This is a genomic window from Nonomuraea solani, from assembly GCF_900108335.1.
GTDB classification, from domain to species: Bacteria; Actinomycetota; Actinomycetes; order Streptosporangiales; family Streptosporangiaceae; genus Nonomuraea; species Nonomuraea solani.
Window position 1 is genome coordinate 1 of sequence record NZ_FNVT01000044.1, and the last position, 25,697, is coordinate 25,697.

General features: G+C 70.6%; 20 protein-coding genes and 2 pseudogenes. 16 read left to right on the plus strand and 6 right to left on the minus strand.

The features are described 5' to 3' along the window. Window positions 1-169, minus strand: a pseudogene (locus C4V41_RS66005) (IS630 family transposase); the annotation flags it as partial. A gap of 469 nt (window positions 170-638) precedes the next feature. Next, the gene (locus C4V41_RS58705; protein WP_103964726.1) at window positions 639-1,853 is read right to left on the minus strand and encodes a hypothetical protein; all 1,215 of its coding nucleotides are present in this window, start codon (window positions 1,851-1,853) and stop codon (window positions 639-641) included. Window positions 1,854-2,036: 183 nt separating this feature from the next. Between C4V41_RS58705 and C4V41_RS66375 the strand changes: the two are divergent. From C4V41_RS66375 to C4V41_RS66380, 5 genes and pseudogenes are all read left to right on the plus strand, one after another. After that, a pseudogene (locus tag C4V41_RS66375) lies at window positions 2,037-2,456 on the plus strand (patatin-like phospholipase family protein); the annotation flags it as partial. Window positions 2,457-2,535: 79 nt separating this feature from the next. Beyond that, window positions 2,536-3,378, plus strand: a complete 843-nt coding sequence (locus C4V41_RS62600; RefSeq protein ID WP_160150778.1) for a hypothetical protein — start codon at window positions 2,536-2,538, stop codon at window positions 3,376-3,378. Continuing rightward, the gene (locus C4V41_RS58715; protein WP_103964727.1) at window positions 3,378-3,713 is read left to right on the plus strand and encodes a hypothetical protein; all 336 of its coding nucleotides are present in this window, start codon (window positions 3,378-3,380) and stop codon (window positions 3,711-3,713) included. The genes C4V41_RS62600 and C4V41_RS58715 overlap by 1 nt, the downstream gene beginning before the upstream one ends. Next, window positions 3,710-4,657 carry a hypothetical protein gene (locus C4V41_RS58720; RefSeq protein WP_103964728.1) on the plus strand — a complete coding sequence of 316 codons (948 nt, stop codon included), beginning with the start codon at window positions 3,710-3,712 and terminating at the stop codon, window positions 4,655-4,657. Before C4V41_RS58715 ends, C4V41_RS58720 begins: the two co-directional genes overlap by 4 nt. Window positions 4,658-4,798: 141 nt before the next feature. Then, window positions 4,799-5,188: a relaxase/mobilization nuclease domain-containing protein gene (locus C4V41_RS66380; RefSeq protein ID WP_407670180.1), complete on the plus strand. Its 390-nt coding sequence runs from the start codon at window positions 4,799-4,801 to the stop codon at window positions 5,186-5,188. Between the two features lie 279 nt (window positions 5,189-5,467). On the opposite strand, the gene C4V41_RS58725 is transcribed toward C4V41_RS66380, so the two are convergent. Beyond that, a complete protein-coding gene (locus C4V41_RS58725; RefSeq protein WP_200825010.1) occupies window positions 5,468-7,957 on the minus strand; it encodes a tetratricopeptide repeat protein in 2,490 nt (829 codons plus the stop codon). Window positions 7,958-8,260: 303 nt separating this feature from the next. On the opposite strand from C4V41_RS58725, the gene C4V41_RS58730 reads away from it, so the two are divergent. Beyond that, on the plus strand, window positions 8,261-8,659 hold the full coding sequence (locus C4V41_RS58730; RefSeq protein WP_146104251.1) for a hypothetical protein: 399 nt from the start codon (window positions 8,261-8,263) through the stop codon (window positions 8,657-8,659). 105 nt (window positions 8,660-8,764) lie between these two features. On the opposite strand, the gene C4V41_RS58735 is transcribed toward C4V41_RS58730, so the two are convergent. From C4V41_RS58735 to C4V41_RS66385, 3 genes are all read right to left on the minus strand, one after another. Further along, the gene (locus C4V41_RS58735) at window positions 8,765-9,052 is read right to left on the minus strand and encodes a hypothetical protein (protein WP_103964731.1); all 288 of its coding nucleotides are present in this window, start codon (window positions 9,050-9,052) and stop codon (window positions 8,765-8,767) included. A gap of 65 nt (window positions 9,053-9,117) precedes the next feature. Beyond that, the gene (locus C4V41_RS61495; protein ID WP_146104252.1) at window positions 9,118-9,495 is read right to left on the minus strand and encodes a hypothetical protein; all 378 of its coding nucleotides are present in this window, start codon (window positions 9,493-9,495) and stop codon (window positions 9,118-9,120) included. A 126-nt stretch (window positions 9,496-9,621) separates the two neighbouring features. Next, entirely contained in the window at window positions 9,622-9,984 is a 363-nt protein-coding gene (locus tag C4V41_RS66385) for a helix-turn-helix domain-containing protein (RefSeq protein ID WP_103964732.1), read from the minus strand. A gap of 101 nt (window positions 9,985-10,085) precedes the next feature. Between C4V41_RS66385 and C4V41_RS58745 the strand changes: the two genes are divergently transcribed. The 10 genes from C4V41_RS58745 to C4V41_RS58790 all read left to right on the plus strand — a co-directional run bounded on the left by C4V41_RS58745 (window position 10,086) and on the right by C4V41_RS58790 (window position 25,695). Beyond that, on the plus strand, window positions 10,086-10,418 hold the full coding sequence (locus C4V41_RS58745) for an aminotransferase class III-fold pyridoxal phosphate-dependent enzyme (protein WP_103964733.1): 333 nt from the start codon (window positions 10,086-10,088) through the stop codon (window positions 10,416-10,418). Between the two features lie 38 nt (window positions 10,419-10,456). Next, entirely contained in the window at window positions 10,457-10,693 is a 237-nt protein-coding gene (locus C4V41_RS58750; protein WP_103964734.1) for a FitA-like ribbon-helix-helix domain-containing protein, read from the plus strand. After that, window positions 10,690-11,160, plus strand: coding sequence for a type II toxin-antitoxin system VapC family toxin (locus C4V41_RS58755; RefSeq protein WP_160150780.1), 471 nt, complete (start codon window positions 10,690-10,692; stop codon window positions 11,158-11,160). Before C4V41_RS58750 ends, C4V41_RS58755 begins: the two co-directional genes overlap by 4 nt. An 82-nt stretch (window positions 11,161-11,242) precedes the next feature. Beyond that, a complete protein-coding gene (locus tag C4V41_RS58760; RefSeq protein WP_146104253.1) occupies window positions 11,243-11,569 on the plus strand; it encodes a hypothetical protein in 327 nt (108 codons plus the stop codon). After that, complete coding sequence (locus C4V41_RS58765; protein WP_103964737.1) at window positions 11,569-12,990, plus strand: hypothetical protein; 1,422 nt, start codon at window positions 11,569-11,571, stop codon at window positions 12,988-12,990. Before C4V41_RS58760 ends, C4V41_RS58765 begins: the two co-directional genes overlap by 1 nt. A 3-nt stretch (window positions 12,991-12,993) precedes the next feature. Continuing rightward, complete coding sequence (locus tag C4V41_RS58770) at window positions 12,994-17,544, plus strand: DEAD/DEAH box helicase (protein ID WP_103964738.1); 4,551 nt, start codon at window positions 12,994-12,996, stop codon at window positions 17,542-17,544. 76 nt (window positions 17,545-17,620) lie between these two features. Then, window positions 17,621-19,111, plus strand: a complete 1,491-nt coding sequence (locus C4V41_RS58775; RefSeq protein WP_200825011.1) for a TIGR02677 family protein — start codon at window positions 17,621-17,623, stop codon at window positions 19,109-19,111. Then, window positions 19,108-20,442 (plus strand): TIGR02678 family protein, encoded by a 1,335-nt coding sequence (locus tag C4V41_RS58780; protein WP_103964739.1) that lies wholly within the window; start codon window positions 19,108-19,110, stop codon window positions 20,440-20,442. The genes C4V41_RS58775 and C4V41_RS58780 overlap by 4 nt, the downstream gene beginning before the upstream one ends. Beyond that, window positions 20,439-24,482 carry a TIGR02680 family protein gene (locus C4V41_RS58785; protein ID WP_103964740.1) on the plus strand — a complete coding sequence of 1,348 codons (4,044 nt, stop codon included), beginning with the start codon at window positions 20,439-20,441 and terminating at the stop codon, window positions 24,480-24,482. Before C4V41_RS58780 ends, C4V41_RS58785 begins: the two co-directional genes overlap by 4 nt. Next, the gene (locus tag C4V41_RS58790) at window positions 24,475-25,695 is read left to right on the plus strand and encodes a TIGR02679 family protein (protein WP_200825012.1); all 1,221 of its coding nucleotides are present in this window, start codon (window positions 24,475-24,477) and stop codon (window positions 25,693-25,695) included. Before C4V41_RS58785 ends, C4V41_RS58790 begins: the two co-directional genes overlap by 8 nt. Window positions 25,696-25,697 lie beyond the last annotated feature (2 nt).

Consider the following 25,697-nt stretch of genomic DNA (forward strand, 5'->3'; position numbering starts at 1 on the left):
CGGCCTGCACCAGTCGGGCGATGACCGGCACGGTGTTGCCGCCGGCCGAGGCCAGCAGGATCATCGCCCGCCGGTAGCGCACCGTGCTGGTCGTGCCGCGCCGCACGATGCGCTGTAGTTTCTGCCCTTCCGGTTCTGTGAGCCTGCGGACCCTGACCGGTTGCGTCACCTGACCTCCCGAGCGCCGATCGAACGTGATCAGCACCCATCCAACCGGCAGAAGCGTCCTACGCGCCAACACCGTGATCGTTTCCGGTCACAGCACTAGCCGCTTCAGGCATGTCTGGCGTGGTCCCCCAAGGCTGGTGGCTTTCACAACGGGATGGGGCGGTAGCTGAGGGATGCCTCGACGATCTCCTCGGGAGTAGCGTCCCGTAGTTCTTCCAGAGGCCAGTAGATAAGGTCGCCGACGTCCCGGATGCAGCACGTTGGCTTCTAGCAGCGCCAGGTAGTAATCGGCCTCCCTACCGTCAACGGCTGTCCACCAGATCCTCACTCCGTGTACCGGCGCCGCCTTCGCCCCAGAGGGAGAGACTTCCCCCTCAGCAGGCTGACTCGCCGACACTAATGACCGCGCTCGGCCGCAGCAGCACACCGGCCGCTGCGGACACAGCGCGCCCAGCGAGCGCAGCTCAGCTTCAATTCTGGGCGGACAAGCCCGGCACGTAGATCTCGGCAATCCGGATGAGAGACTTACGGAGGGCGGCTTCGTCGAGGTTGGGCTCCTGAAAGCCGGGGGCATCGCGGACGCCTCCACCGGTGTTCGTGCCGTTGTAGGTGAGCTGGATGAGGTAGCCGCCGGCCAGGACGTGAACCTGGTCGGCGAAGGCGAACGCCCGGTCCCCGATGCCGGTGAGGCGCTTGACGGGCGCGCTCTTGGCGTAGCGTCCGGTCATGGCGTCGAACCCGCTTCTGAGTTTCCGGCGGTCGTCACGCCGCAAGTCGTTGACGCGAATGCGCAACTCCCCGCAACGGGGGACGACGTTCTCCATCTGCATCGGTCCCCGGCCGCAAGGGCCGTTCACCAGCCCGCCCTCGTCCATCTGCCCGATCTGCTCGCGGATCAGCCACGTGCAGTCGGTGTCGTCGGCGTCGCCGCCGCCCCCCACTACCGTGACGGAGGGAAAGAAAACCGAGGCGACGTCGGCGGCGGAGACGGCCCCGCACAGGCCGCGGTCATCGGGGGCAACGGCACCGGAGTCTTCGGCCATTTCCGCGGTGAAGACCTCGGCGATCTGGTCCGCGTCGCGGCGAAGCTCGGCCTCGGGCACATCACCGCCGCGCCCTTCGCCTTGGTAGGTCATCGAGATCAGCCAGGGCCCCTGCCGGATGAGCAGGTAGGCGTAGCGCGAGCGGCGCTTGCCGGATCTGCTGCCGGTCAGGCTGAACGCGGCATCACCGTGGTTCGCTGCCGCGACAGGGCTGTATGTCCAGGAATCGCTACCCGGCCGTTCGTGCAGTTTCGCGTGCTCCGCCTTGCTCTTCTCGAATGTCAGCTTGGCGTGGTCGGTTGCGGTCTGGCCAGCCGTGCCGTATGCCTCGACGGTTACCTCCAGCGAGAGAGGGGCCCCGAAGTACCACTCGCACTCCGCCCAGACCGACGTAGCGGTCGCGACAGTGTTGCTCCAGGAGATCTCGTCGCTGAGCAGGTCGCCGGGAAGCAGGGACTCTCGGAGCGCCTCGGGGATGGCCGCGCAGACTTGAGCCCCGGTGATGGGACGTAGCCGGTCAGGGACGACGGCGGCGGGGGTGGTCGGGCGGACGCTCGCCCCGGCGGAGCGGGCTGCGGGAGGGGAATCGGCGGCGCAGGCGGTCAGCGTGGTCACGAGCAGGAGGGCCAGGAAGGTTCGCATCACAGCTACTTCAGGACCCCGGGCAGCGAGAATCGACCTGCCCGCCAACCAGAGGGAGCGACGCGACACTCTCATGCATGCGGGGTCTCCTGGGTACTCGCGAATGGTTGACGCGGACAATCGTATTTAGGGGCGGTATGTCGCGAGTATGTCGCACGCTCGGCGAAGGGCGAGATGCTCCTGATGCCCGCCCAGAGTGAGGACCTCCTGACAGGGGGTTGTAGAGCTCCACCACCGCGTCCCGCCGGTGATCTTGTTGCGCGAGCCATCGCCGCCACTGGCCTGATCGCTGAACGAGATCCGTCGCGGCCCCGGGGTTGCGGCCGACCCGGATCAGGACCGCCGCAGAAGATCACCATCCCAGCCCGGCTGGTGGTCGGCGCGGCCAGGCGACGTCCGGCGGAGCTGGCCGAGCGGCACTCCGGTCTACTACCGTCCATCACGGTGACATCACCGGCCGTGCCGTCGGCAGGAGGGAGGCGCGCAGTGCCACGCCGCTTCGGTCTGGCCTTCTCCGGCGGCGGCTTCCGCGGCGCGTACCACGCCGGGTTCCTCCTGGCGATGGAGCGCCACGGATTGCGGCCTGTGGCGGTGAGCGGTGCATCTGTGGGGGCCCCTAAATGCAGTGCTGCTCCGGTATTTGTCCGCCGAGGAGATGTGTCGTTACTGGTTGGAACGGGCCATGTTCCGCTCGATGTACCGTATCCGGCCCGTGGGGATCGCCGCCCGTGCGATCTCGCTCGTGCTTCTGCTGCCGTGGCTGCTGGCCAATGTCCACGGTGCCCGCGACCGGCCCGGCAATTCGCGGGCGCGGATGATCGCGGACGTCGAGGTCGGGATCGAGCCGGACATCCTTTACACCGCCTGGCGAACGCCGATCTTCCCAGTAGGTTACGCGGCGGCGCTGGCCGGAGCCGTCGCTGCCGCGTTAGCCGCGCTTTGGGACATTTCCTGGGGGGCGCCTTTCCTCATTCTTTTCCTGCTGTTCCAGGCTGGGCCGTTCGCCGCTCGGTGGCTGGAGCGGCTGAACGTCACCGCCTTCCGATCACACGCGGAGGCCCGGCTTGGCGAGTTGATTGACGGCAGGATTCCGCGTCCCGGCGCCGCGACGACGTTCGTCTCGGTCGGTAGGGTTTCGCTGGTCTTCCACTACGCGAGCATCACGGGATGGGACAGCCCGTCGGGGCCGCGCCGGGTCGGAGTCCGGTATTTGGAATGGGTCGACACCGGCATATTCGTGCCGGCCGGTCCGCGGACCGCGTTCGTTCCCGACTACGTCAGGATCGAGGCTGGCGCGGATAGTGCCCCGATGCGGGCGGTGGCCGGCGCGGTGGCGCTGCCACTCGGCCTTGTCGGTGGTTCCCTCTACGGCCGCGTGATCGGCCGGGATAGCGGCTCGGTGGACAACGTTCCCGTCTACCCGCTGCTGGACCTGGACCTTGATGAGATCGTCGTCGTGGACATCTCGCGAGCCGGGTGGAGCCGGGGAGCCTTCCTACGAAGCTCCCGGAAGTCCACCGACTGATGAGGACCCTCGCCGTGTGCCAGGGTTGCCTGGTCGACAAGGCGCGTGCCATCGCATACGTGAACCGGCATGTCGCGCGGGGCTCGGGCGACGTTCTCGGTGTCCTCTCACGCAACATCATCCCGGCGATCGACGCCGAAATCGGTATCGACGGCCGCGGCCCGAGTGTGCCAGGGAGCACCCACATCAGACCTGCCATGCGGGCATCGTTCATCACCACGCTCTACGCGAATAGTCGCAGGCGCCAGCAGATGATCGACGAGGGGTACGCGTTGGGGATGGAACTGTTCTCCCGCTGGGCTGCGGCCGATGAGCCGAAGGAACGCGAGGCGTGATGTGGGCCGCGATAACCGGTAGTGAACCGTGGTCGTTGGCGGCGATCTGCGGCTGCTACCTCGTCCTGGTCTATGTCACCAACCGGGGGTTGATCGCGGCGCCGGGGTACCGCCTCCTGTTAGGTCGCATCCGCGACCGCAAGGCGCACGCCACGATCATCAAGGCCGCGGACGATCGACCGGAGTGCGTGAAGGTTGTCGAGGCGGTTACCGCGCGGCTGGAGGACCTGGAACGGCCCGGGACGGTGGTCTGGCGCCTGCTGCCGCGGGCCGGCGTGATCGCGGTGCCGTTGTCAAAGCTGGCGGCGGCCTGGAGTGTGCTCTATCACGCCGAGCGCCTGCTGCTCGGGTTCGAGAGCGACGAAGGCGTGGCCGCGCAGGCACAGGCGCTGCGGCTGCGGGTCGCGGAGCCCATGGACACGACCGACCAGCAGGTGAGGGCCGCTCTGGACGAGGCTCAGACGATCGCCGATCTCCGCGCTGTGCTCATCGCGGCGCACGAGCAACTCGATCAGCGTCGGCTCGCTGAGTTGGAGCGCGAATACGAACAGCACCGCGTCGCCCTATGGCTGACCGCGGTGGGGCTGGGCGCGATCCTGCTGATTGGCATCTCCTTCGATGTTCGGCCGATCATGCTGTTCGGGGCGCTCGGTGGTTTTCTCTCCCCCGCCACCGCTGTCATGCGCTCTGCTGACAAACGCGACCGGTCGTGGGGTGTCCTGGTGCTGGCGCCGATCGGCGGATCCCTCGCGGCCGTCGGCGGTCTCCTGCTCGTCAGGATGCTCTCCGACCCGGGTCTCAACCTGCTGGGCAGCGTTTTTCAGCAGAACTCGTGGGGCACGCCGCCCGGCCCGTTTGCCTATGCCCTCGCTCTCCTCTTCGGTTTCTCCGGAACCCTGTTCTCGCGGCTGGCCGTCACCGCCACCAAGAACATTTCGCTGTAGACGGTCCCGCACCCGCGACCTGCTGCGCGAACTGTACGGCCCCGGCAAGAGCCACTACGAGCAGCAAAGCGACCCGCGCCTGATCGCCACCGGGGACCCGTTCGAGCCGACCCAGCACGTACCGACGCGACGCTCGACGACCTGGCCGCGCACCTCAACCGCCCGGCCGAGTGCTACGCCCGGCCGCTCGGTCGGTACGTCTGGCACTGCACCGCCCTGACCGCCCCCCACGACCGGCCCCTTACTGACACCACCTGGGCATGGATCGCCGCCCGGCTCATCGACGCTGCTGGCATCGCCCCGCTCGGAGACATCGAAGCGTGCCGATGGGTCGCGCTCCGGCACGCCCGTGACCACGTGCACCTGGTGGCCACCCTCGTCCGGCAGGACGGGCGGCTTCCCGAGATGCGCGGCAACTGGTACCGGATGCGGGAGACATGCGATCGGATCGAAGCCGAACTCGGGCTGCTCCCTACACGGCCGTCCCGGGCCCGAACCAGTCAGCACGCAAGGTCCGGCTACGAAGGGTGAGAGATCTTGCTGACATCGGTGTCGCGCCGACTGTCATCCGTTGTCGTTTGCCACTGACATTCCGTGTCGCTCAACATGTCGCTCAACACTCCCTGCTCACCAGCGCCTCCGCGCGCCTGTGACTGGCAACGTGACGTATTCGACTGTGTCGTATTCGCTGGTTGGTCGGTGCGATGCGAGCGGGTGAGCCTGTTCGGCGACGGCTCAGATGATCTCTCCTGCGTAACTGGGATTATGATGGCCAGAATAGTGCCCGAATGACCGAATTTCGGTGAACACTCACGCGTCGTCTCGGGACCGGCCGTCGGCTCCCGTTTCCCGGCAACGCCGGGCCCAGTAGGCGAGGTCGGCCCGGGCGGTCAGCGTGTCGGGGTGTTCGGCGCCCGAGACGCGTTCGCGAAGGGGCAGCAGCGCGGCGAACTGGTCGCGCGCCCCGGCCGCATCCCCAGCCTCCCCCGACCAGGAGGCGAGGCTGGCCCGGGCGGTCAGCGTTTCGGGGTGTTCGGCGCCCGAAACGCGTTCGCGAAGGGGCAGCAGCGCGGCGAACTGATCGCGCGCCCCGGCCGCGTCCCCAGCCTCCCCCGACCAGTAGGCGAGGTTGGCCCGGGCGGTCAGCGTGTCGGGGTGTTCGGCGCCCAGGACGCGTTCGGTGATAGGCAGCAGTGCGGCGCACTGGTCGCGCGCCCCGGCCGCGTCCCCCGCCTGCCCCGACCAGTAGGCGAGGTTGGCCCGGTCGGTCAGCGTGTGGGGATGTTCGGCCCCCGAGACGCGTTCCCGGAGGGGCAGCAGCGCGGCGAACTGGTCGCGCGCCCCGGCCGGATCCCCCGCCTCCCCCGACCAGTAGGCGAGGTTGGCCCGGGCGGCCAGCGTTTCAGGGTGTTCGGCCCCCGAGACGCGTTCCCGGAGGGGCAGCAGCGCGGCGAACTGGTCGCGCGCCCCGGCCACATCCCCCACTCTCCCGGTGTAGTAGGCCAGGTTGGCCCGGTCGGTCAGCGTTTCGGGGTGTTCGGGTCCGTGGTGGTTGAGCTGAGCCTGGTAGCGCTGGTGTTGCAAGGTTTTGGCGGTGGCGTAGTCCCCGCTGGCGTCCAGGTAGTCGATCACCTGGGACATCGCCGGCGATCGCGGGGGCAGGGCCGCGCGGGCGTGGGCCAGCAGTCGCCGGTAGACCGGCCAGTTGTCGATCACGTTCGGGTCCGCGGGCAGTTCGGCGGTCAGCAGGTCGGCGGCTCGGGCGTGGACGGTCTGGCGCTCGTGTTCGGGGAGGTCGTTTACGGTGACGGCTTGGACCAGGCGGTGGACGCTGACGGTGTCGCAACCGGGGCCGCGGCCGGTGTTATCAGGGCTGATGGTGATCATGCTGTAGGAGGCCAGCAGCCCCAGCGCCTGGCCGATCTGGAGTTCATCGACGTCGGGCAGGGCGTCGGGCAGGTGGTGCAGGACGGTGATGGGCAGCTGGTCGGGGGCGTAGCGGGCCAGCAGCGCCAGCAGGTGGGGGGCCAGCGGGTTCTGGGCGGCGATCCGGGTGCGGGTGATCGTCCAGACCTGGGCGAGGACGCGTTCGCCGTCGCCGCCGGGCGGCGCGGCCGCGTGAGCCTTGCCGGGATTGTCGCGCAGCAGTGTGCGGTAGGTGGTGACGTTCATCCCGGGCGTGCGGGCGATGAACGCGGCGGCTTGCGTCAGCGCCAGCGGCAGATATCCCAGATCCTCAGCCAGCCCGGCCAGGTCGGCCGGCTCGGCCGGTCCGGACTTGTGCGCGGGGGCGCCTCTGCCGGGCGGTCGGGTGGGATGCGCCTGGGTGATCATCCGGGTCAGGAGCTGCCGGGCGGGTTCGGGGTCCAGTACCTCCAGGCTGATGGGGGTGCAGCCCATATCCGTCCAGCCGGTGTCGCGCCGGGTGGTGATCAGCACGTGTCCGCCGGTCAGCCGGCCCAGGTAGGGGTGCAGGTCACCGGCGTCTTCGACATTGTCGAAGACGAGCAGCCAGCCGGGGTGGGCGGCCAGCCACGCCAGCGCCCAGTCGGCCGCCTCCTCCGCCGTCGCCGCGGACGCCGCCACCGAGTCGGCGCCCGCGCAGATCGCCCGGGTCAGCCCTGCCAGCGATGTCTGGATCTGGGCCGGGGTGTCGGCGTCGATCCACCACACCAGCCGGTAGGCGCGCCGGTGGCGGGCGGCGTACTGCAGCGCCAGTTCGCTCTTGCCGATCCCGCCCAGCCCGTACACGGCCGCCTGCGTGATCACCACCGGCTCCACCCCCGCCGATCCCGCCAGCCTTGCCGCCGGCGGCCTGGCCGGCGTTTTGGGTGTGGTGGTCAGTGTCTTGCGCAGCCGGGTGAGCACCTGCCGGCGGCCCAGGAACACCGCCGCCGGCGGGCGGGGCAACCCGGGCAGCCCGGCCGGGACGGTGAGGGTGGCCGCGTCCGGCAACGTCCGCCGGTCGGTCGCTGCCGGTACCGCCGGGGGGTGCGCGGGAGCGGATGCGGCGGGTGAGGGAACGCGAGGGGAACCGGCCGAATCGGAAACCTGCGACTGGCCGCGCCGCTCGCCCTGCTCTGCGGGGTCAACGGCGGGGTCAACGGCCGGGTCAACGGCCGGTGGGGAGGGCCGGGGGCCGGTGCGGGACTGCCACAGCGACACCGCCGCCACGATCAGCGAAGCCAATCCGATGGTGGCGCCGGCGGGATCGACGTCACCCTTCCAGCTGACCCACATGACCACCACGGCGGCGATCACCCCGGCCACACCGGCACCGGCCAGGATCCTGAACGCCACCCGCACGCGACTCCCGCCCGGCATCATCGGCCGCCCGCCACAGCCACCACGACAGCCACCGCGACGCCGATCGGCCGCGGCCGCGATCCGCCTGCCTGTCCCGCAACCACGCTTCCTATCGTGGCGGCACTTTATGCGCACGGGCAGCACATGCACACAAATCGTAATCGAGATCCATAATCAAGCACTGAAAGGCGATTATGGAGGCCCGATTCCCCCCTTAATAACCGAATCGCGAGGGAGTGCTCACAACCCTTCCGGATCCCCGGCTGCGGGCCCATCGGCCTTCACCAGATGTGCCACGTGCCTGTCGGCCCCCAGCCGCCACCCCTCGGGCAACGGCCGAGCCCGCACACCACCGGTCCGGACCCCGAGCTGTACGACGTGGCCGCTCTGGATGCCTGGCGCGCTTGGGCACTCACGCAGCCGACGCCGTACCCGATGCCGGCCGATGCCGATCAGATGCGGACTCTGGGCGGCATCGCTCGGCTGCTGGGCGTGGACGGCAAGACGATCAGCCAGTACCGAGGCGCGATCGAGGCCCGGGTGCCGGAGCGCGAGCAGCGCGGCAGCCGGACCCTGTACCGGGTGCGGGCGGTCATCGAGGCGCTCAACGAGATCCGCCGCGGGCCTGGAGTTGCGGTTGATCCGGAGCAGGACCGCCGCAAAAGATCATCAGGCAGGACGACGGGGACTGAGTAGTAACCGAGCGGTCAGTGGGGATGTGAGCCAGGCCACCGCCATCTACCGCTCCGATGTGGTCAGTGCCGACGCCGAGGTGGGGGGTTGGCCGATCGCCACCGGTAACTACCTCTCCAAGTTCGCCGTGCTTATGCTCTCCAATGCCAGAGCTTCGGCGGCCTTATAAGCCGCCCACCGCGTGTCGTCCTTCGGGAGCTCGGCCAGTGTTCCTTCCTTCATACGCTCACGGAGGTCCGCAAGCCGTTTTTGTTCGTCCTCCTGTAACTTCGAGAGCCGAAGCTCGTCGGTGTCGACGCTATCCTCGGTGGTGTCGTTCTTCTTCTGGTCGTTCTTCTTCTGGTGGAAGCCCAGCATGTCCCTGACGGAGGCAAGGTTCGTCAGCTTCCGCCACACGCTTCTTTGCGTCTGCTCTCTCGCATCCCCAGACGTATCCTGCTCAGCTTGCAGCTGGGCCTCGCCTAGATCCTTTTTCCGTCGCGCGGGCCCGCCGTCTGCCCGTGGCTGACCTCGGTGATCGATGACGGCACCCGGTCGCTGCTGGGCTGGGCGATCGCGTTGGCGCGCTGGAACCAGGGCCCCCAGCGGCCATCGTCCACCTGGTAGGCGTAGTCGAGCACCGCGTGCTGATCCGGGTAGAGCGGGAAACGGGCACGGTCGTTCTCCAGGCACAGCCAGGCTTCCTTGAACGCGTCGCGGTCGTGCTTGGAGCGCCATGTCATCGGCTCGCCGTCGCAGGTCGCGGTCAGGTCGAGCTCGTCCCAGGTGAGGGGGCGTGCGCGGTAGAGAGCGTTGGACCGTTCGGGCTGGCCGGGGTAGCGGTCCACGCTGATGCGCATCAGGTAGCGGGTGATCGGCTCGGTGCTGCCGTTGAACAGGCGTCGCCGCTGCCGCGCCCGATAGGTGGAGCCGTCCCGTCGTAGTGCAGTTGGGCGTGGTCGTCGTCCACGACGACGCCCTCGCTGTCATGCTCCGCGGGGGCGGCCGAGCGAGCGGGGGCGGCCGAGCGAGCGGGGGCGGCCGAGCGAGCGGGTGCGGTGATTCGCCAGGCCTGCCAGAGTGCGCCGCACGCGTTGATCACGCTTTCCGCCTTGCGGGCGAAGTCTTCGCTGGCGGGGGTGGCGGCCGGCTTCGACATGGCTGACGTAGGAGGGGTCGAAGCCCATCGCGACGGCGAGCTGCTTCTTGCTCATGTCTCGCCGTCGCCGCCAGTACGTGAGCTCGGCCGCGAACGACCGCCCCTGCGCTGAGGCGACCGATGAGGGCCCGCCGTGTGGCTGCGTTCCTGCGGTGGGGTTCACATCTGAATCCTTCCCAGGAATCGACATGAAGCCATGAACGAACCGTGAGTGATCGCATCTCAGCGTAGCGTCATCACCCGCTGTCGCGGTGTGCTCAGGGGGTGACAGTCCAGCGGAAAGAGGAGCACATGGACAGACCTTCCCTCACCAAGGAGTTCCTCGCGAACGCGGCCAGCCATGTGTGGCACCCGTGGACACCCCTTCATGCCGATCCTGATCCCCTGCTCCTCGTCAAAGGCGAGGGGTGTGAGGTGGTGGCCGCGGATGGACGGCGGTTCCTGGATGCGCGGGCCGGGGCGTTCAACGCGACACTCGGCTACGGGCGGCAGGACGTGGCTGCGGCCATGGCCGCGCAGGCGCTCACCTTGATGACGTACACGCTCCAGGAAGCGATCCGGCCAACGCACCGGGTCGAGGCTGCCCGGGCGCTGATCGGGGAGATCCTGCGTGACCATGGCTGATAGTAGCTGTGCGCATATCTCACAAGAGTGCTTTACATATGGACGCCACCTTGCAGGTCAGAGGGCTGGACGCGGAAGTGGTCGCCGAACTGAAAGCGCGGGCCGCACGTAAGCGCATGTCGCTGTCCGCGTACGTGGCCGACATCCTCACCGAGGTCGCCCCCACTCCCGCCCCGTACACGATCAGAGAACGACTGGAGGCGCTCCGATCATTCGGCGGCGGAGCGAGCCACAACGACGTCGTAGCCGAGATACGGAAGATCCGCGAGACGTGATCGTCATCGACAGTTCGGCCCTCGTCGAGGCCCTGGCCGGAGACGCCCCCGCAGACGAACTACTCACGAGCGTCGCCGAGAACCGGCTCCACATCCCTCACCTGCTCGACTACGAGTTCCGCAACGCCATGCGCAGTCTCCTCCTCGGCGGGAGGATCAGCGAGGCACGCGCCGAGGGCGCCCGGATCGTCAAGGCAGGCCTGCCCTTCACCCGTCACGCGGACGACCTGACCGCCGGTCGCGCCTGGGACCTGCGAGCCGACTTCAACGGTTACGACGCCACCTACGTCGCCCTGGCCGAAGCGCTGGACCGCACCCTGGTCACTACGGACGAGAAGATCTACAAGGTGGCCCGCAAGTACATCGACGTCGATCTCTCGATCGATCGTGAGTCTGCCGTGAAGCCCATGCCCTCGGCCTCATCGCTTTCTGGTCCGACCGCCTCGGACCCGCCTGCCGGGACGTGATCGAGCATGTCGTCCTGGGCTCCAGGGCTGCCGAGTCCGGCCACTAACGCGTCTACGATGAGCGGTTATGCCCTCCACCCAGATGGAATCCCGAGTCACGGAGGCGGCCGAGGCCGCGCTGGACGAACAGGGGTTCGTGGACCCCATCGGAATGGGCCGGCTCACCCCCGCGGGGATCGAGGACAGGCGGCGCGCCCGCATGCCGTACTTGGAGAAGATCGTCGACCTCGGCAAGCTGTCCAGCGCGTTGCTCATCCTGCGCCGCCGGGCTCAGGCCCGTGAGCTGAGACCGAGCGAGATCGTCCATCTTTCACGCACCCGCGATCGCCGTCCGCCGTGCTTCTCCAAGAGCGGAGATCGAGGTTTGGAGCGCGCTTACCGGACCCCCTGGGTGCCGGCACGCCGGTGATGCCGTTCATCTCCCTTCTCGACCTGCTCGAACGGCAGTGGGCCGCGCAGCTGCGCCAGGTGTCACTGGTGTCGGAAGCCGACGTTCCCGGGGAGATGTCCACAGCAGCGGCCGAAGCGCTCGGCCACGTCTACGGCCATGAAGAGGTCGCCGTCCGCTGGCCCGCCTGCGTGGCGATCTCGCTCACTCACATGGCGGCGGCCGGCGAGGCGTTCTGGCCTCGCTGGAGGGTGGCCACCAGACGCCGGGGCAACACGGCCGGCTGGGGCAAGGCGTTTCTGGCCGCGCTGGAGGTCTTCGGGCTGCCGCGTGAGGCCACCGCCACCCAGTCGATCATGCTGCATGCCGGACGACCGGTGCCCGAGCCGCCCCGGCGTCTCCTTGACCCGTTCGGCGGGGGTATCTCCGGGCCGGAGGGAGAGGACCTGCTCGTCTTCGCCGAGGACGGCCGCGAGCTGACCGGGGACCTGCCACCCGGTCCGGTCTGGGTCGCTCATCGCCGCGACGGCGTGCTGACCTCCGATGGCCCGCTGCGCACGATCGCCGAAGGCCTGCTGCCCTTTGGCTGGGAACACTGGCGGCTGGCGCTGGTCTCGCTGGAGGGTGGAAACTGGCTGGCTGCGGCCTCGTCCGGGGCCGACGGCCGCAGGAGGCCGGTGCGGGGCAAGGCCGGGCCACGGCTGGTGCCGGGGGAGGCCATCGGCGGCGTCAGCGCACCGGACGGCTCCGCCGTAATGGCTGCTCCGCCTGCCCTGTGGCTGCCACGGGGAGACTGGCGGGTCACGGTAGAACAGGCGGGCGGTACGGCACAGCGAGCCGATCCCGCCGACCCGTGGGCTCTATTGCCCAGGCCCTTGCTCGGGACTTTCACCGTGACGGTCTCGGGTGCGGGTGGCCGGCCCCAACGGCACACGGTCACCATCGTCGAGGGACTGCGGGTCCGCTACGACCCGCCGGTCCGGCTGTTCGAAGGAGACGGGCTGGCTCCGGCGGACGTCTCCTTCCACACCGGTCCCGGGCTTACCGCGACTCCGCAGGCGCTCACCTTCACCGCCGCGCAGACGACGCGCCCGCTCACCTGCGTGGCATTCGGGCGCCTGCTTACGCTCACCGTGCGCCCACCGCACATGCGGGTGCGCGTGGATCGGCAGTGGCACACGGCGCCACCCCGCCTGACGACGGAGCATCGGTGGCTGCGGCTGGACGTGCCCGGCCTGGCGAACCCGTACATCGCGGTGATCGCGGGCGCCGGCGTCGTACAGGAGTTGACCGCGCACGCCCGCGGCGACTATCCGCTCGTGCGCCTGCGGGACACCGTGCGGACGCATGGCGATATCACTCTACGGGTAGGAAACATTACTCTGGCCACAATGTCTCCCCCGCTACGAGGCACACCAGATCCGTGGCTCTGCAACGATTGACCCATGGACCCCCTCGAAACCAGCGCGCTCATCGTCGGCACCTACCGGCGCTACCTGCGCTCGCTGCTGCCCGTGCGCGAGCCTGCGATCGCCGAGGCGCTCGCGGAGCAGATCGAGGCCAGTCCGCTGCTGACCAAAGGGCCCCTGCTCGAGGCCACCCCGCCCTACCGGACGGGCGCGACCTTGCGCGAGCTGATCGGCCAGCGGGTGCTCGATCCCGCCTTCGCCACACTCGGCAGCAGGTCGCTCCCGCTGGACCGGCCGCTCTATCTGCATCAGGAGCAGGCGCTGCGCAAGGCGGCGACGGGCCGGAACCTGGTGGTGGCAACCGGCACCGGCTCGGGCAAGACGGAGAGCTTCCTGCTGCCGATCCTGTCCGCGCTGACCGCCGAGGGCGACCCGCCGCCCGGGGTGCGGGCGCTGATGCTCTACCCGATGAACGCGCTCGCCAACGACCAGCTCAAACGGCTGCGGGAGCTGCTCGCCGCCGCGCCGCAGATCACTTTCGGCCGCTACACGGGCGACACCCCTGAGCGGGCCCAGCAGGGTGCCGCTCTGTTCGAGGAGCTCAACCCCGGCCGTCCCCGGCTGCCCAACGAGTTGCTCAGCCGTGAGGAGATGCGGGCCGCTCCCCCGCATCTGCTGCTCACCAACTACGCGATGCTGGAGTACCTGCTGCTCCGCCCCGACGACCTGGAGCTCTTCGAGCACGCCGTGCGGTGGCGGTTCGTGGTGCTGGACGAGGCGCATGTGTACGACGGCGCCAGGGCCGAGGAGCTCGGGATGCTGCTGCGCCGGTTGCGTGACCGGGTGGCGCCCGGGCGCAGGCTGCAGGCCATCGCGACCAGCGCCACGGTCGGTGACGAGGGCTCGGCCGTTCTGGACTTCGCCGCGCGGCTGTTCGACGCGCCGTTCGACGATGCCGACCTGGTGACCGCCACCCGGGTGGAGATGCCGTCCGGGCCGTTCTGGGGGCCGCTCACCGCAGCCGACTACCGCAAGCTGGCCGTGAGCGAGGATCCGGCGGCCGAGCTGGTCCGCCGATCCGGGATGTCGCACGCGGGCGCGGCTCTCGCCCGCGAACACGCGATGGCCACCCTTCGCGGCAGCCTCGCGGCCGGACCGAAGCCCGTCGCCGAACTGGCCCGGCTGATCTTCGAAGGGCAGGAGGAGCCGGACGAGGCGCTGGCCGCGCTGGTGGCGGTGGGCGCGCGGATCACCGACGGCGCGGGCAGTCCGGTGCTGTCGGCTCGCTATCACCTGTTCGCCCGGGCCACCGAGGGCGCCTTCACCTGCCTGACCGGCCCGCACGTCGCGCTCGGCCGTCATGAGAGCTGTCCCACCTGCTCCAGTGCCGTCTTCGAGTTCGGCTCGTGCAAGCGCTGCGGCGCGGTCTACCTGATGGGCGCGGTCGAGCCGGCCGGCCGGCGGTTCACCCCCAGGGTGAGCGGGATGGAGACCAGGGTCTGGCTGCTGCTCGGCGACACACCCGAGCTGGCCGACGAGGACGACGAGACCCTGGAGGAAGGGCCGGAGACCGAGGCGCAGGACGCCTTTCTGTGCGGTAGGTGCGGCGCCCTCCACGCGACCGCGCAGAGCCCCTGCTGCGCCGGTGGCGCGCTGCGTCCGGTACGCCGGCTGAAGACGAAGGCCAGCTCGCCCAGCGGCTGCCTGGCCTGCGGGGCGCGCGGCGCCGGGATGATCCGCCTGTTCGAGAGCGGTAACGAGGCCGCGGCCGCGGTCCTGGCCACCACGCTCTACCAGGCGCTGCCGCCCATGCCGGAGCAGGAGGACCGGCCGGGCGGCGGGCGCAAGCTGCTGACCTTCAGCGACAGCCGTCAGGCCGCCGCCTACTTCGCTCCCTACCTGGAGTCGAGTTATGCCCAGATCCAGCAGCGCAAGCTGATCCTCGACGGTCTGGGCCGCGCCGTACGCCGCGACGACGACGCCACCGTCGACGACCTGGTGGACGAGGTGGTCGGGGCGGCCGGGGACGCGGGCGTGTTCGAGCGCCGCGCCTCGCGCCAGCAGCGGCGGCGCACGGTGGCCCTGTGGGTGATGCGCGAACTGGTGGCCATCGACGAACGCCAGTCACTGGAGGGGCTCGGGCTGCTGCGGGTCGAGCTCGACAGGGAGCCGGGCTGGCGGCTGCCCGCACCCCTGCTGGAGCTGGGGCTGAGCCCGGAGGAATGCTGGTCACTGCTGGGCGAGCTGGCCCGCTCGCTGCGCCGGCAGGGCGCACTGACCATGCCGGAGGAGGTCGATCCGCGCGATGAGCTGTTCGATCCCCGCCGTGGTCCGATCTACGTGCGCGGCGACGGCGCCGAGGCCAGACTCAAGGTGCTCAGCTGGCTGCCGACGCGAGGTGTCAACCGCCGGCTCGACTACCTGCGCAGGGTGCTCGCCGCGCTCGGGTCCGAGGTGGACGCGCGGGAGATCCTCGACGGATGCTGGAGGCTGCTCACCTCACTGCGCGACGGCTGGCTGAGCTCGGCGGCTCTGCCCAGGCTCGGCCAGGTCTTCCAGCTCGATCACACCTGGCTGAAGCTATCGGCGGCCGGGGCGATCCACCAGTGTGGCCTGTGCCGCAGGATCAGCGCCGCCACCGTGCGCGGGGTCTGTCCGACGCTCGGCTGCGCGGGCACTCTGGCGCCGGCGGAACCCGATCTCGACGATCACCATCGGGTGCTGTATCGGTCCATGGCACCGGTACCGCTGCTGGCCAGGGAGCACACCGCCCAGTGGACCGGACTGGAGGCCGCCGACATCCAGCAGCGGTTCCTGCGCGGCGAAGTCAACGTGCTGTCCTGCTCGACCACCTTCGAGCTGGGCGTCGACGTGGGCGAGCTGCAGGCGGTCATGCTGCGCAACATGCCGCCGGCCACCGCCAACTACATCCAGCGGGCCGGGCGAGCAGGGCGGCGCACCGACTCGGCGGCGCTGGTGCTGACCTACGCCCAGCGGCGCTCGCACGATCTGTCCCGCTACCAGGAGCCGGAGGCGATGATCGCCGGGCGGGTGCGCGCGCCGTACGTGCCGCTCGGCAACGAGCGTATCGACCGGCGGCACGCGCACTCCGTGGCGCTGGCCGCCTTCTTCAGGCACGCCAAGGAGACCTCGGGCGTGGTGTGGAAGACGGCGGGTGACTTCTTCCTGTCCGGCGCGAGCGCGCAGGTCAAGGACTTTCTCACGCCGGTGCCCGACGGGGTGCTCCGCTCGCTGCGCCGGGTGCTGCCCGCGCCGGTGCAGGCGCAGATCGGGGTCGGCTCGGGCGCGTGGGTGCGCGACCTCGCAGACCTGCTCGAGCAGGTACGGCTGGAGCTCGCGGCGGACATCGATGCCTTCGAGGAACGCAGGAGGGAAGCCTTCGACAAGCGCCGCAGTGATCTGGCCGCCCGCTACGAGCGAACGGTCAACACGCTGACCCGCCGATCCCTGATCGGCTACCTCGCCAACAGGAACGTGCTGCCCAAATACGGCTTTCCCGTCGATAGCGTCGAGCTGCGTACCGCGCACTGCGACAGCCAGGTGGGCGCCAGGCTGGAGCTGAGCAGGGACCTGTCCACAGCGATCTACGAGTACGCCCCGGGTTCCGAGGTGGTGGCGGGCGGCGTGCTCTGGCGCTCCGCAGGAGTCTACCGGCTGCCGGGGCGGGAGCTGATCAGCCGCACCTACGCGGTCTGCCGTACCTGCCAGCACTACCGCGAGGGCGACGAGACGCTGGAGACGGCCTGCCCGGCGTGCGGCAGCGTTGGCGAGGGCGCTCCGCGCCAGTACTACGTGCCCGAGTTCGGCTTCGTCGCCGATCACCGGACCGCGAAACCGGGGAAGGCGCCGCCGAGGAGCGCCTGGCACGGCTCCACTCACATCGTCTCCCTCGGCGAGGAGTTGGCCGAGAGCCGGTGGAGCTCGACCAGCGGGGCGTCGGTGTGGTGCCGGTCGGGGTCGCGCGGACGGCTGGTCATGCTGTCGGAAGGACCGGCCGGAAGCGGCTTCCTGATCTGCGACTGGTGCGGCTGGGGCACGCCGAACCGGGGCAAGGCGGCCAAGTCGCACGTCAACCCGCTGCGTCAGGGCGAGTGCACGGGTCCGCTGCGCTGGCGATCCCTGGCTCACAGCTTCGAGACCGATCTGGCCGAGCTGCGCTTCGACGCGCTGAGCTCAATGCCGCCGAGTCCGCGACCGGGGCTGGTCTCCGCCGCCCACTGGCGTTCCTGCCTGTACGCCCTGCTCGAAGGGGCGGCCGACGGGATGGAGATCAGCAGGAACGACCTCGACGGTGCGGTCAACCCCGGCTCCGACGGGCGCATCGGGCTGGTCGTCTTCGACACGGTGCCCGGCGGGGCCGGCGCGGCGCTGCGCGTGGCCGGCGCGCTCAATGTGGTCGTCGAGGCGGCGCTGCGGCGGGTCGCCTCGTGCGACTGCGGCGCCGAGACCTCCTGCTACGGCTGCCTGCGTACGCGTCGCAACGAACGCCACCACGACGAGCTGAGCCGCGGCGCGGCCCTGCACGTCCTGGGCGCACTGCGCGACCTGAGCGCCGTGTCTCGCTGAAGCGGTGTGCGGAGTTGTCGGTCGTGTACGCCATGCTGGATGAGACTCGAGAACCTCTGAGAGCCGGATGAGATCTGTGAACCTCGAAGACGCACCTGGCGCGTTCGGGATCGACGCGTTCACGCTCGATGACCGGATGCGGCTGTTCCACTTCGCCGCGGCGGAGAAGCGCCTGGAATACCTGTGGGTGCTGCGTGCCTTCGACCGCGGGCGGGCCAACTACCAGGTGCTGCTGCACGCCTCCGGCGTGCGCGATCTGCTTGACGAGCTCGGCGCCCCAGAGGTGGGCGATGTGCAGTCGCTGCTCGACTCGCTGAACGACTGGCAGCTGCTTGACCGCAGCTACGACGGCACCAGGGCGGCCAACCTGGCCGAATACCGTAACAGGCACTACATCTACCAGTTCACCCAGGCGGGCTATCGCGCTTATCGCGCGGTGGAGGAGGTGCTCGGGGCCAGACTGGAGGACGCCCAGCTGTCCAGGCTGATCTTCCCCGACATCCTGGCCGACCTGGAGGCACTGGCCGAGGCCAACAGGAGCGGCGACGGCGACGAGGTCTACCGCAAGCTCAGCCGCCTGGACCAGGTCCTCGGCGACATGGCGCAGCGGGCCGCCCGCTTCTACCTGATGCTGGGCGACCTGGCCCGCACGAACGACACCAGGCCCGAGGTGTTCCTGTCGCACAAGGACTCGTTGCTCACCCATATGCGCGAGTTCACCGCCGAGCTGGCCAGGTTCACGCCCCGCCTGGCGCGAGCCGTTCATGAGGTGGCGGATACCGGAGTGGACCGGCTGATCGCGCACGCGGCCGCGGCCGACGACCGGCTCTTCCGCGCGCCCGGCGAGCGGGAGGACGACTGGCGGCAGCGCTGGGCCGGCCTGACCCACTGGTTCGGCGACGGCGCGCACAGCGAGGCCGAGCGGCTGCAGAGCGCGACCGTCACCGCGATCGCCAACGTGCTCGCGCTGCTGCGCCGGGTGACCGAGGCTCGCAGAGGCGGAGTGAGCAGGGAGAGCCAGCTGCGGCACCTGGCGCAGTGGTTCACCTCGTGCCCCGACGACGACGCGGCGCACGGCCTGTTCCAGGCCGTCTTCGATCTGGGCGGCCCGCGGCACCTGTCGGTCACGCACGAGGATCCCGAGCTGATCCCGGCGCGGCGGTCCTGGTGGGACGCGGAGCCTGTGCGCCTGGCCAGAGGGCTGGTCGAGGCGGGCAGGGAGCCACGCATGTCCGGGGCCACCGCCAGGATCGAGCGCAACGACGCCCAGCGGCAGTGGCTGCGCGCCGAGCAGCTCAAGCTGGCCAGGCAGCGGCGCGACGCGGCCGCCTCACTGGCCGGAGACGGCGTCTACGAGCGGGTGCTCGACGAGCCCGAGACCGTCACCCTGCTGGGCCTGCTCGATCATGCACTCAGCGCCCGGGTTGCGACCAGCAGCCGGGTCACCGCGGGCGGCTCCGCCCATGGCGTACGGCTGACGCTGCACCCCTGCGACGGCTCCACCACCGTGCGGACCGTACGCGGGCGCCTGCACCTGAACGGCATGCGGCTGGAGGTGTCGAGGTGAGTGTCGCTGAGCACGTGAGCCCGCTCGAGCTGGCCGACTACCAGCGGGCGGTCCGGCTGCTGCTGGCCCATCCGCTGATCACCGAGGTCCATCCGAACAGGGCGGCGCTGCCGCTGGTCCGCCGGTGGGCCGCCCAGCTGCGCCCCGACCTGCACGAGTTGCTCGGCTACCGCCTGGTGACCACGGCCAACACCGCGCGGCTACTGCGGGTGCAGGACGACCTCGATCTCACCCGTCCGGCCGTGACCAGGACCGACCGGCCCTTCGACCGGCGCAGATACGCCTACCTGGTGCTCACGCTGGCGGCTCTGGGCCGATCAGGCACCCAGATCGCGCTCAGCGAGCTGGCCGAGGCCGTCGCCGCCGACGCGACCAGGATCGACGGCCTGGGCCTCGACACCGAGCGCAAACCCGACAGAGACGCCTTCGTCGACGCGGTGACCTGGCTGACCGAGCGCGGCGCGCTGGCGCTGGCCGACGGCTCCGCCGCCGACTGGGCCAGCAGTCCCGACAGGGCCGAGGCGCTCTACGACATCGACCGTGAGATCGTCTTCGCGATCTACCGGCCGAGCCGGGTGCTGCAGCATCTGGGCTCGGTGACCGGGCTGCTGGAGACCGATCGCGGCCTCGTGCAGGGCGTGCACCGCGTCCGCGAGGCCGCCGCACGCAGAGCCAGGCGGCTGGTGCTCGAGCGCCCTGTCGTCTACTACGCCGACGTGAGCGAGTCGCTGCGCGGCCAACTGCGCCATCCCGGCCTGGCCGAGGACCTCGAGCGGCTGACCGGGCAGGCGGTGGAGCGCCGCGCGGAGGGCTTGGCCCTGATCGACACCTCGGGCCGCCTGTCCGACATCCGCTTCCCCAGCGGCGGGACCCCCTCCCAGGCCGCGCTGCTCCTGTCCACACGCATCGCCGCGCAGGTCGCGAAGGGAAAACTGCCGACGATGCCCGCGCCGACCGCGGCCGAGCGCACCCAGGCCGGTGCCGCGAGGATCGACGCGGGTCTGCCACTCCGAGGCGTGGTGGCCGAGCTCACCGTAGAGGAGCCCGGCACCGAGCCCGAGCCCGAGCCCGCCGAGAGCGCGCTCTACCCGTTCCTCACCGACGCGTGGCTGAAGGGCGCGATGAGGGAGCTCATGAGCACCTATGGCTCCGCCTTCGCCGTCGCCTGGCGCGGCGACCCCGACCGGCTGCTGCGTGAGGCTCTACGCCTGCTGTCGGCGCTCGGGCTCGTCGCCCGCGTCGAGGGCGGCGTGCTCGCGCTCCCCTTGCTGGCTCGCTACCGGGCCACGACCGCCGAGATCAAGACACGACCCGCCAAGGAAACACCATGACGCGCTACGTCCCCACCCGGGCCGGGATCATCAACCTGTGGGACTACCGGGATGAGGAGTTCACCTTCGCGAACGGCTGGCTGATCCTGCGCGGTCCCAACGGCTCGGGCAAGACCAAGGCGCTGGAGGTGCTCTTCCCGTTCGTGCTCGACGGGCGGATCGACCCCAAACGGCTCAACCCGTTCGCCTCGGAGGACCGGACGATGAAGTCCAACCTGCTCTTCCGCGGGCAGGACACCGCGCTCGGCTACGTCTGGCTCGAGCTGCGCCACCGCGACACCGGCCAGGCCGTCACCGTGGGCATCGGCCTGCACGCCCAGCGCCACCGCGACGCCCCGGTGCGCTGGCACTTCGTCGCCGAGGGCCGCGTTGGCGAGGACTTCTCGCTGCTCACACCCGACGACCGGCCGATGACCAGGAAGCAGCTCGTCGAGGAGCTGGGCGAGCACGCGCTCACCGCCTCACCGACCGACTACCGGCACGCGATCGATCAGCGGCTGTTCGGCCTGGGCAGAGAGCGCTACGAGCAGCTGATCACGCTGATCCTTACGCTGCGCCGCCCGCAACTGGCCAAGAACCTCGACCCGGGCAAGCTGTCCGACACCCTCACCGACGGGTTGCGTCCCATCGACGACGAACTGATCGCCGAGGCGTCCCGCTCGTTCGACGACATGGAGAGCGTGGCGCGGACCCTGGAGGGGTTGGTCGCCGCCGACGAGGCGACGCAGGCGTTCCTGTCCAGCTACACCACCTACCTGCGCACGCACTCGCGCTGGGCGGCCGACGCGCTGACCCGCCGCCGCGACGACGTCGCGACTCACCGGGGAGCGCTCGAGACCGCCACGCGCGCGCTGACCGCGGCCGAGCGGGAGCAGGCGGAGGCCGGGGCGGCCATGGTGGCGGCCGATGAGGCGCTGGCCGGCCTGCGCGCCCGGCTGGAACAGCTCAAGAGCAGCGCCGCCTACCAGGCCGTCGAGCAGCTCGCCGACCTCGAGCGGCTGGTCAGGACCTGCGCGGAGACGGCCGCCACCGCCGTCACCGAGCTGGAACGCCGGGCCGCCACCACGCAGAAGGCCCGCGTCCAGCTGTCCTCGGCCCAGCGCGAGCTGACCGAGCTGGCGGCGGCGGTCTCCCGCACCTCGGCCGGCCTGGCGGCCGAGGCAGCCGCCGCCGGGATCGCCTGGAGCCCCGGCGACGCCGAGCACGGCGGCTTCGCCGATCGGGTGGGCGGCAGGGTGGCCGCCAGGACAGGCGATCTGCGGGCAGTCCGCGAGGCGCTCGCCACGGTGCAGAAGGCCGAGCAGGCACGCGACCTGGCCAAGGTGGCGCTCGATCAGGCCATGACCGCGCTCGCCAGGGCGGAGGCCGCCGAGGCCGAGGCGGCGCAGGCGGTGGCCGAGGCGCGCGATCACGCCAGGGAGCAGCTCGTCTCCTGGGCCGAGCACCACCGCTTCGACGTCGCACCCCTGGAGGCGGCGCTTGAGCAGGTGGGTGAGCCGGATGCGCCCGGCCTCGACACGGTGTTCGCGGGGCTGACGGCGGCTGCCGCGCAGGATCTGCGTGACACCCTCGCGCGGCTGCGTGCGGAGCGGTCCGCGGCTGAGGCCGAGCGTGCCCGGGTGGGCGCCGAGCGGGCGCGGATCGCGGCGGAGCACGATGACGCGCCGCCGCCCTTCGCGGCTCGTACGGCTCCGCGCGAGGCCAGGGCAGGTGCACCGCTGTGGCGTCTGGTCAGGTTCGCCGATCAGGTGCCGCCCGAGCAGGCGGCGGCGGTCGAGGCGGCGCTGGAGGCGGCCAACCTGCTCGACGCGTGGGTGACGCCGGCGCCCGTGAGCGTGGCGGCCGGGGATTCCGAGGGCTACCTGGAGCCCGGCGACCCGGTCACGCCCAGCCTTGCCGAGTTGCTGGTTCCCGAGGAGGGCACGCCGGTCTCCCCTGAGCGGATCACCGCGATCCTGCGTTCCGTCTCGCTCGGCGGGCAGAGTCCGGCGATCACTCCCGACGGGCGGTTCGCGCAGGGTGTCCAGGTCGGCGCCCATCACAAGGAGCACGCCGAGTATGTCGGAGCCACCGCCCGGGCGCGCCGCCGTGCCGTACGTCTTGCGGAATGTGATGCCAAGCTGGCTGAGCTGGGCGCCTCCATCGCCGGTCTTGACCGGCAGCGGGCAGGCGCGGAGTCGGCGCTGGAAACCATCGACGCGGCGCGCGCCGCGCTGCCCAGGACCGGGCCGATCGCGGCCGCCTTGCACAAGCACCAGGGTGCGGCCGGTCGCCTGCGAGCCACCAGGGACAGCGCAGACGAGGCGCAGAGCGGCTACGACGCGGCCGTGGCCGCGTGCGGCGCGACCGAGCGGGCCCTGCGCAGGACCGGAGCCGAACACGCGCTCGACCCCGAGCAGGTCGAGGAGGTGGCGCAGGCCCTGCGGCGCTTCGAAAGCACGGCGGCCGCGCTGTCCGGTCGGTGGCGCGAGGAGGCGCGGCAGCGTCAGGCCGTTGGGGATGCCACCGAGCGGCTGGAGTCGGCGGCCGACGACGAGGCGGCCGCTGAGCAGAGCGCGGTGACGGCGCGCCTGCGGCACACCGAGGAGGCCGCCAAGCTTGAAGTCCTCCAGCAGACCATGGGCGCGGAGGCGAGCCAGGTGCTGGCCGAGATCGAGACGGCGGAAGGCGGCATCGTCGCCGCGTCCAGGGCGGTCGAGTCGGCCAGGAACGCCGAGCGGACGGCGCTCACCGAGACCGCCACGGCCCGCGCCCGGCTGACGGCGGCACAGGAGTCCCTGCAGGTGGCGGTGGGTGAAGAACGCCAGACGGCCAGAGGGCTCGCACCCTTCGCCCAGCGTGAGCTGCTCGACGTGCTCAAGTGCCCGCCGGGCCTGACCTGGCCCGCGCAGGAGGCCGACTGGCTGGGCGAGCACGGGGGTGGCGGGGTGCAGCCTCGGGGAGGAGAACAGCTCCCCGACGCCGTGCGCGCCGTGCACGAGGCGATCCTGTCCGTGACGCGCGACATGACACCGACGGAGATCTCGCTCAAGCAGTCGACCACCCGCCTGACCAAGGCTCTGGACGACCTGCAGGCGCAGCTCACCGCCGCCGGACAGGACTACCGCCCGGAGTGGGACGGAGCCGACGGGGTGATCGTGGTCAGGGTCGCCGACGAGGACGGCCTGCTGCCGGTGGGCGCCTTCGCCGCGAAGATGACCGAGGCCCGCCGCGACCAGCAGCAGTTGCTCAGCGAGTCCGAGCAACGCATTCTGGAGGACGCGCTGCTCACCCGTCTGGCTCAGCAGATTCACGACCGCACGGTCGATGCCCGAGACCTGATCAGGCGGATGAACACCGAGATGCGTTCGCGCAGGATGTCCTCCGGCACCACGGTCGGGGTGAGCTGGCAGCTCGCCGACAACCTGGAGGAGGAGCAGCGGGCGGTCTGCGGGCTGCTCGACACCGACGCGGCCAGGCTCGGTCCCGACGAGCTGAGCCGGATGCGCGCCCACTTCGCCACCCAGATCAAGAACGCCAGGGCGCGCGAGCGCGAGCTGCCCTACCGCGAGTTGCTCACCAAGGTTCTCGACTACCGCCGCTGGCGGCAGTTCACCTTCCAGCTCGTACGGCCCGGCGGCGCGGAAGAGCGGCTCACCCGCGCCAAGCACAGCCGCCTGTCCGGAGGCGAGCAGTCGGTCTCACTGCACCTGCCCCTGTTCGCCGCCGCCCACGCCATGCTCAACTCGGCCAGGCCCGACGCTCCCCGGCTGCTCGCGCTGGACGAGGCGTTCGCCGGGGTGGACGACACCGGTCGCAGCGAGTTGATGGGCCTGGCCGCCCAGTTCGATCTCGACCTGTTCATGACGGGCTACGACCTGTGGGCCACGCACGCGGCCGTACCCGCCGCGGCCCACTACGACCTGGCCCACTCCCCCGTCGAACATACGGTCAGCGCTCTGCTGCTGGTGTGGGACGGCGCCGAGCTGCTGGCCGACGACGCCGGTGAGCTGACCGTCTCGCTCGGCTCCCCCGGAGTGCGGCGGGTGCCCGTTGGCTGATCTCCCCGGCCGCCTCCTGGCGGCCGCCCGCCGTCGTATGGAACGCACCGGAGGAGTGCTGGAAGGCTCCATCGGGCTGAACGCGCCCACCGACGACGAGCGGCGCGCCATCATCGGTATCACCGGGATCTACCGCCCGGAAGGCGTCAAACGGCTCACCGTGTCGCTGGCCGAGCTCGACGCCGCGATCCCCGGCGGACTGCTCCAGGCGCTGGGCGGCCGGATCAGGGACAGAGCGGCGGAACGCGCCTCCGAGGAGGCGGCCAGGGAGGACCTGCTGGCCGCCTCCTCACGGCATGCGGGGACTCCCTGGTTCTCCGGCTGGCTGGCCGCGATGAGCGCCGACGGCACCCTCACCCGCCTGATCCGGCGCGGCGACGGCCACCTGATCCGCCAGGCGTGCGCCGTGCTCGACCTGCTTCCCGCGTCCTTCGTCCCGCTGCCGGTGCTGGCCGAGGCCGCCACGGGAGACACCAAGGCACTCGGCCGCGGCAGCCCGCTGGCCACTCTGGTGCTGCGCGCGCTCGCCCTGCGCACGCCCGGGGAGCCGGAGCGCAGGAGCTCGCGACGAGAGAGCGACGAAGGAGCCAACGAGGAGCGAAGCGGGCGCGACCATGAGCGCGCGCCGCGCGAGCTGTGGGAGTCGGCCGGGGTGATCCTCGACGACCTGGCCAGTCAGGTGCTCGTGTTGAATCTCAGGACCCGCGGCGGCACCGTTGTGTCGCGCTGGCTCGACGACGCCGCCGCGCACGGCATCCCGTTCCGGCTCACCCTCCAGCAGCAGATGGAGTACGAGATCGTGCCTGATGTCGAGGAGATCTTCGTCTGCGAGAACCCCGCGGTCCTGCGCGCCGCCGCCGCCGAACTCGGCATGGCGTCGGCCGCTCTGGTCTGCACCGAGGGGATTCCCTCGGCGGCGTGCCACAAGCTGCTCGCGGGTTGCCCCCGGCCGCGCTGGCGCGCCGACTTCGACTGGACCGGGCTGCGCATCCTCGCCTCCGCCCGGCTGCGGCACGGCGCGACCCCGTGGCGGATGGGGGCGGCCGACTACTCCGCCGGGCTGGAGTTGGGTGAATCCACTCCGCTCACCGGCAGCCCGGCGGTCAGTCTGTGGGATCCGGCTCTTGCCGACAGGATGGGCGCGGCCGGGCGAGCGGTCATGGAGGAACGCCTCATACCTGCCCTCCTCTCCGACCTGACACGGACACGGTGAAC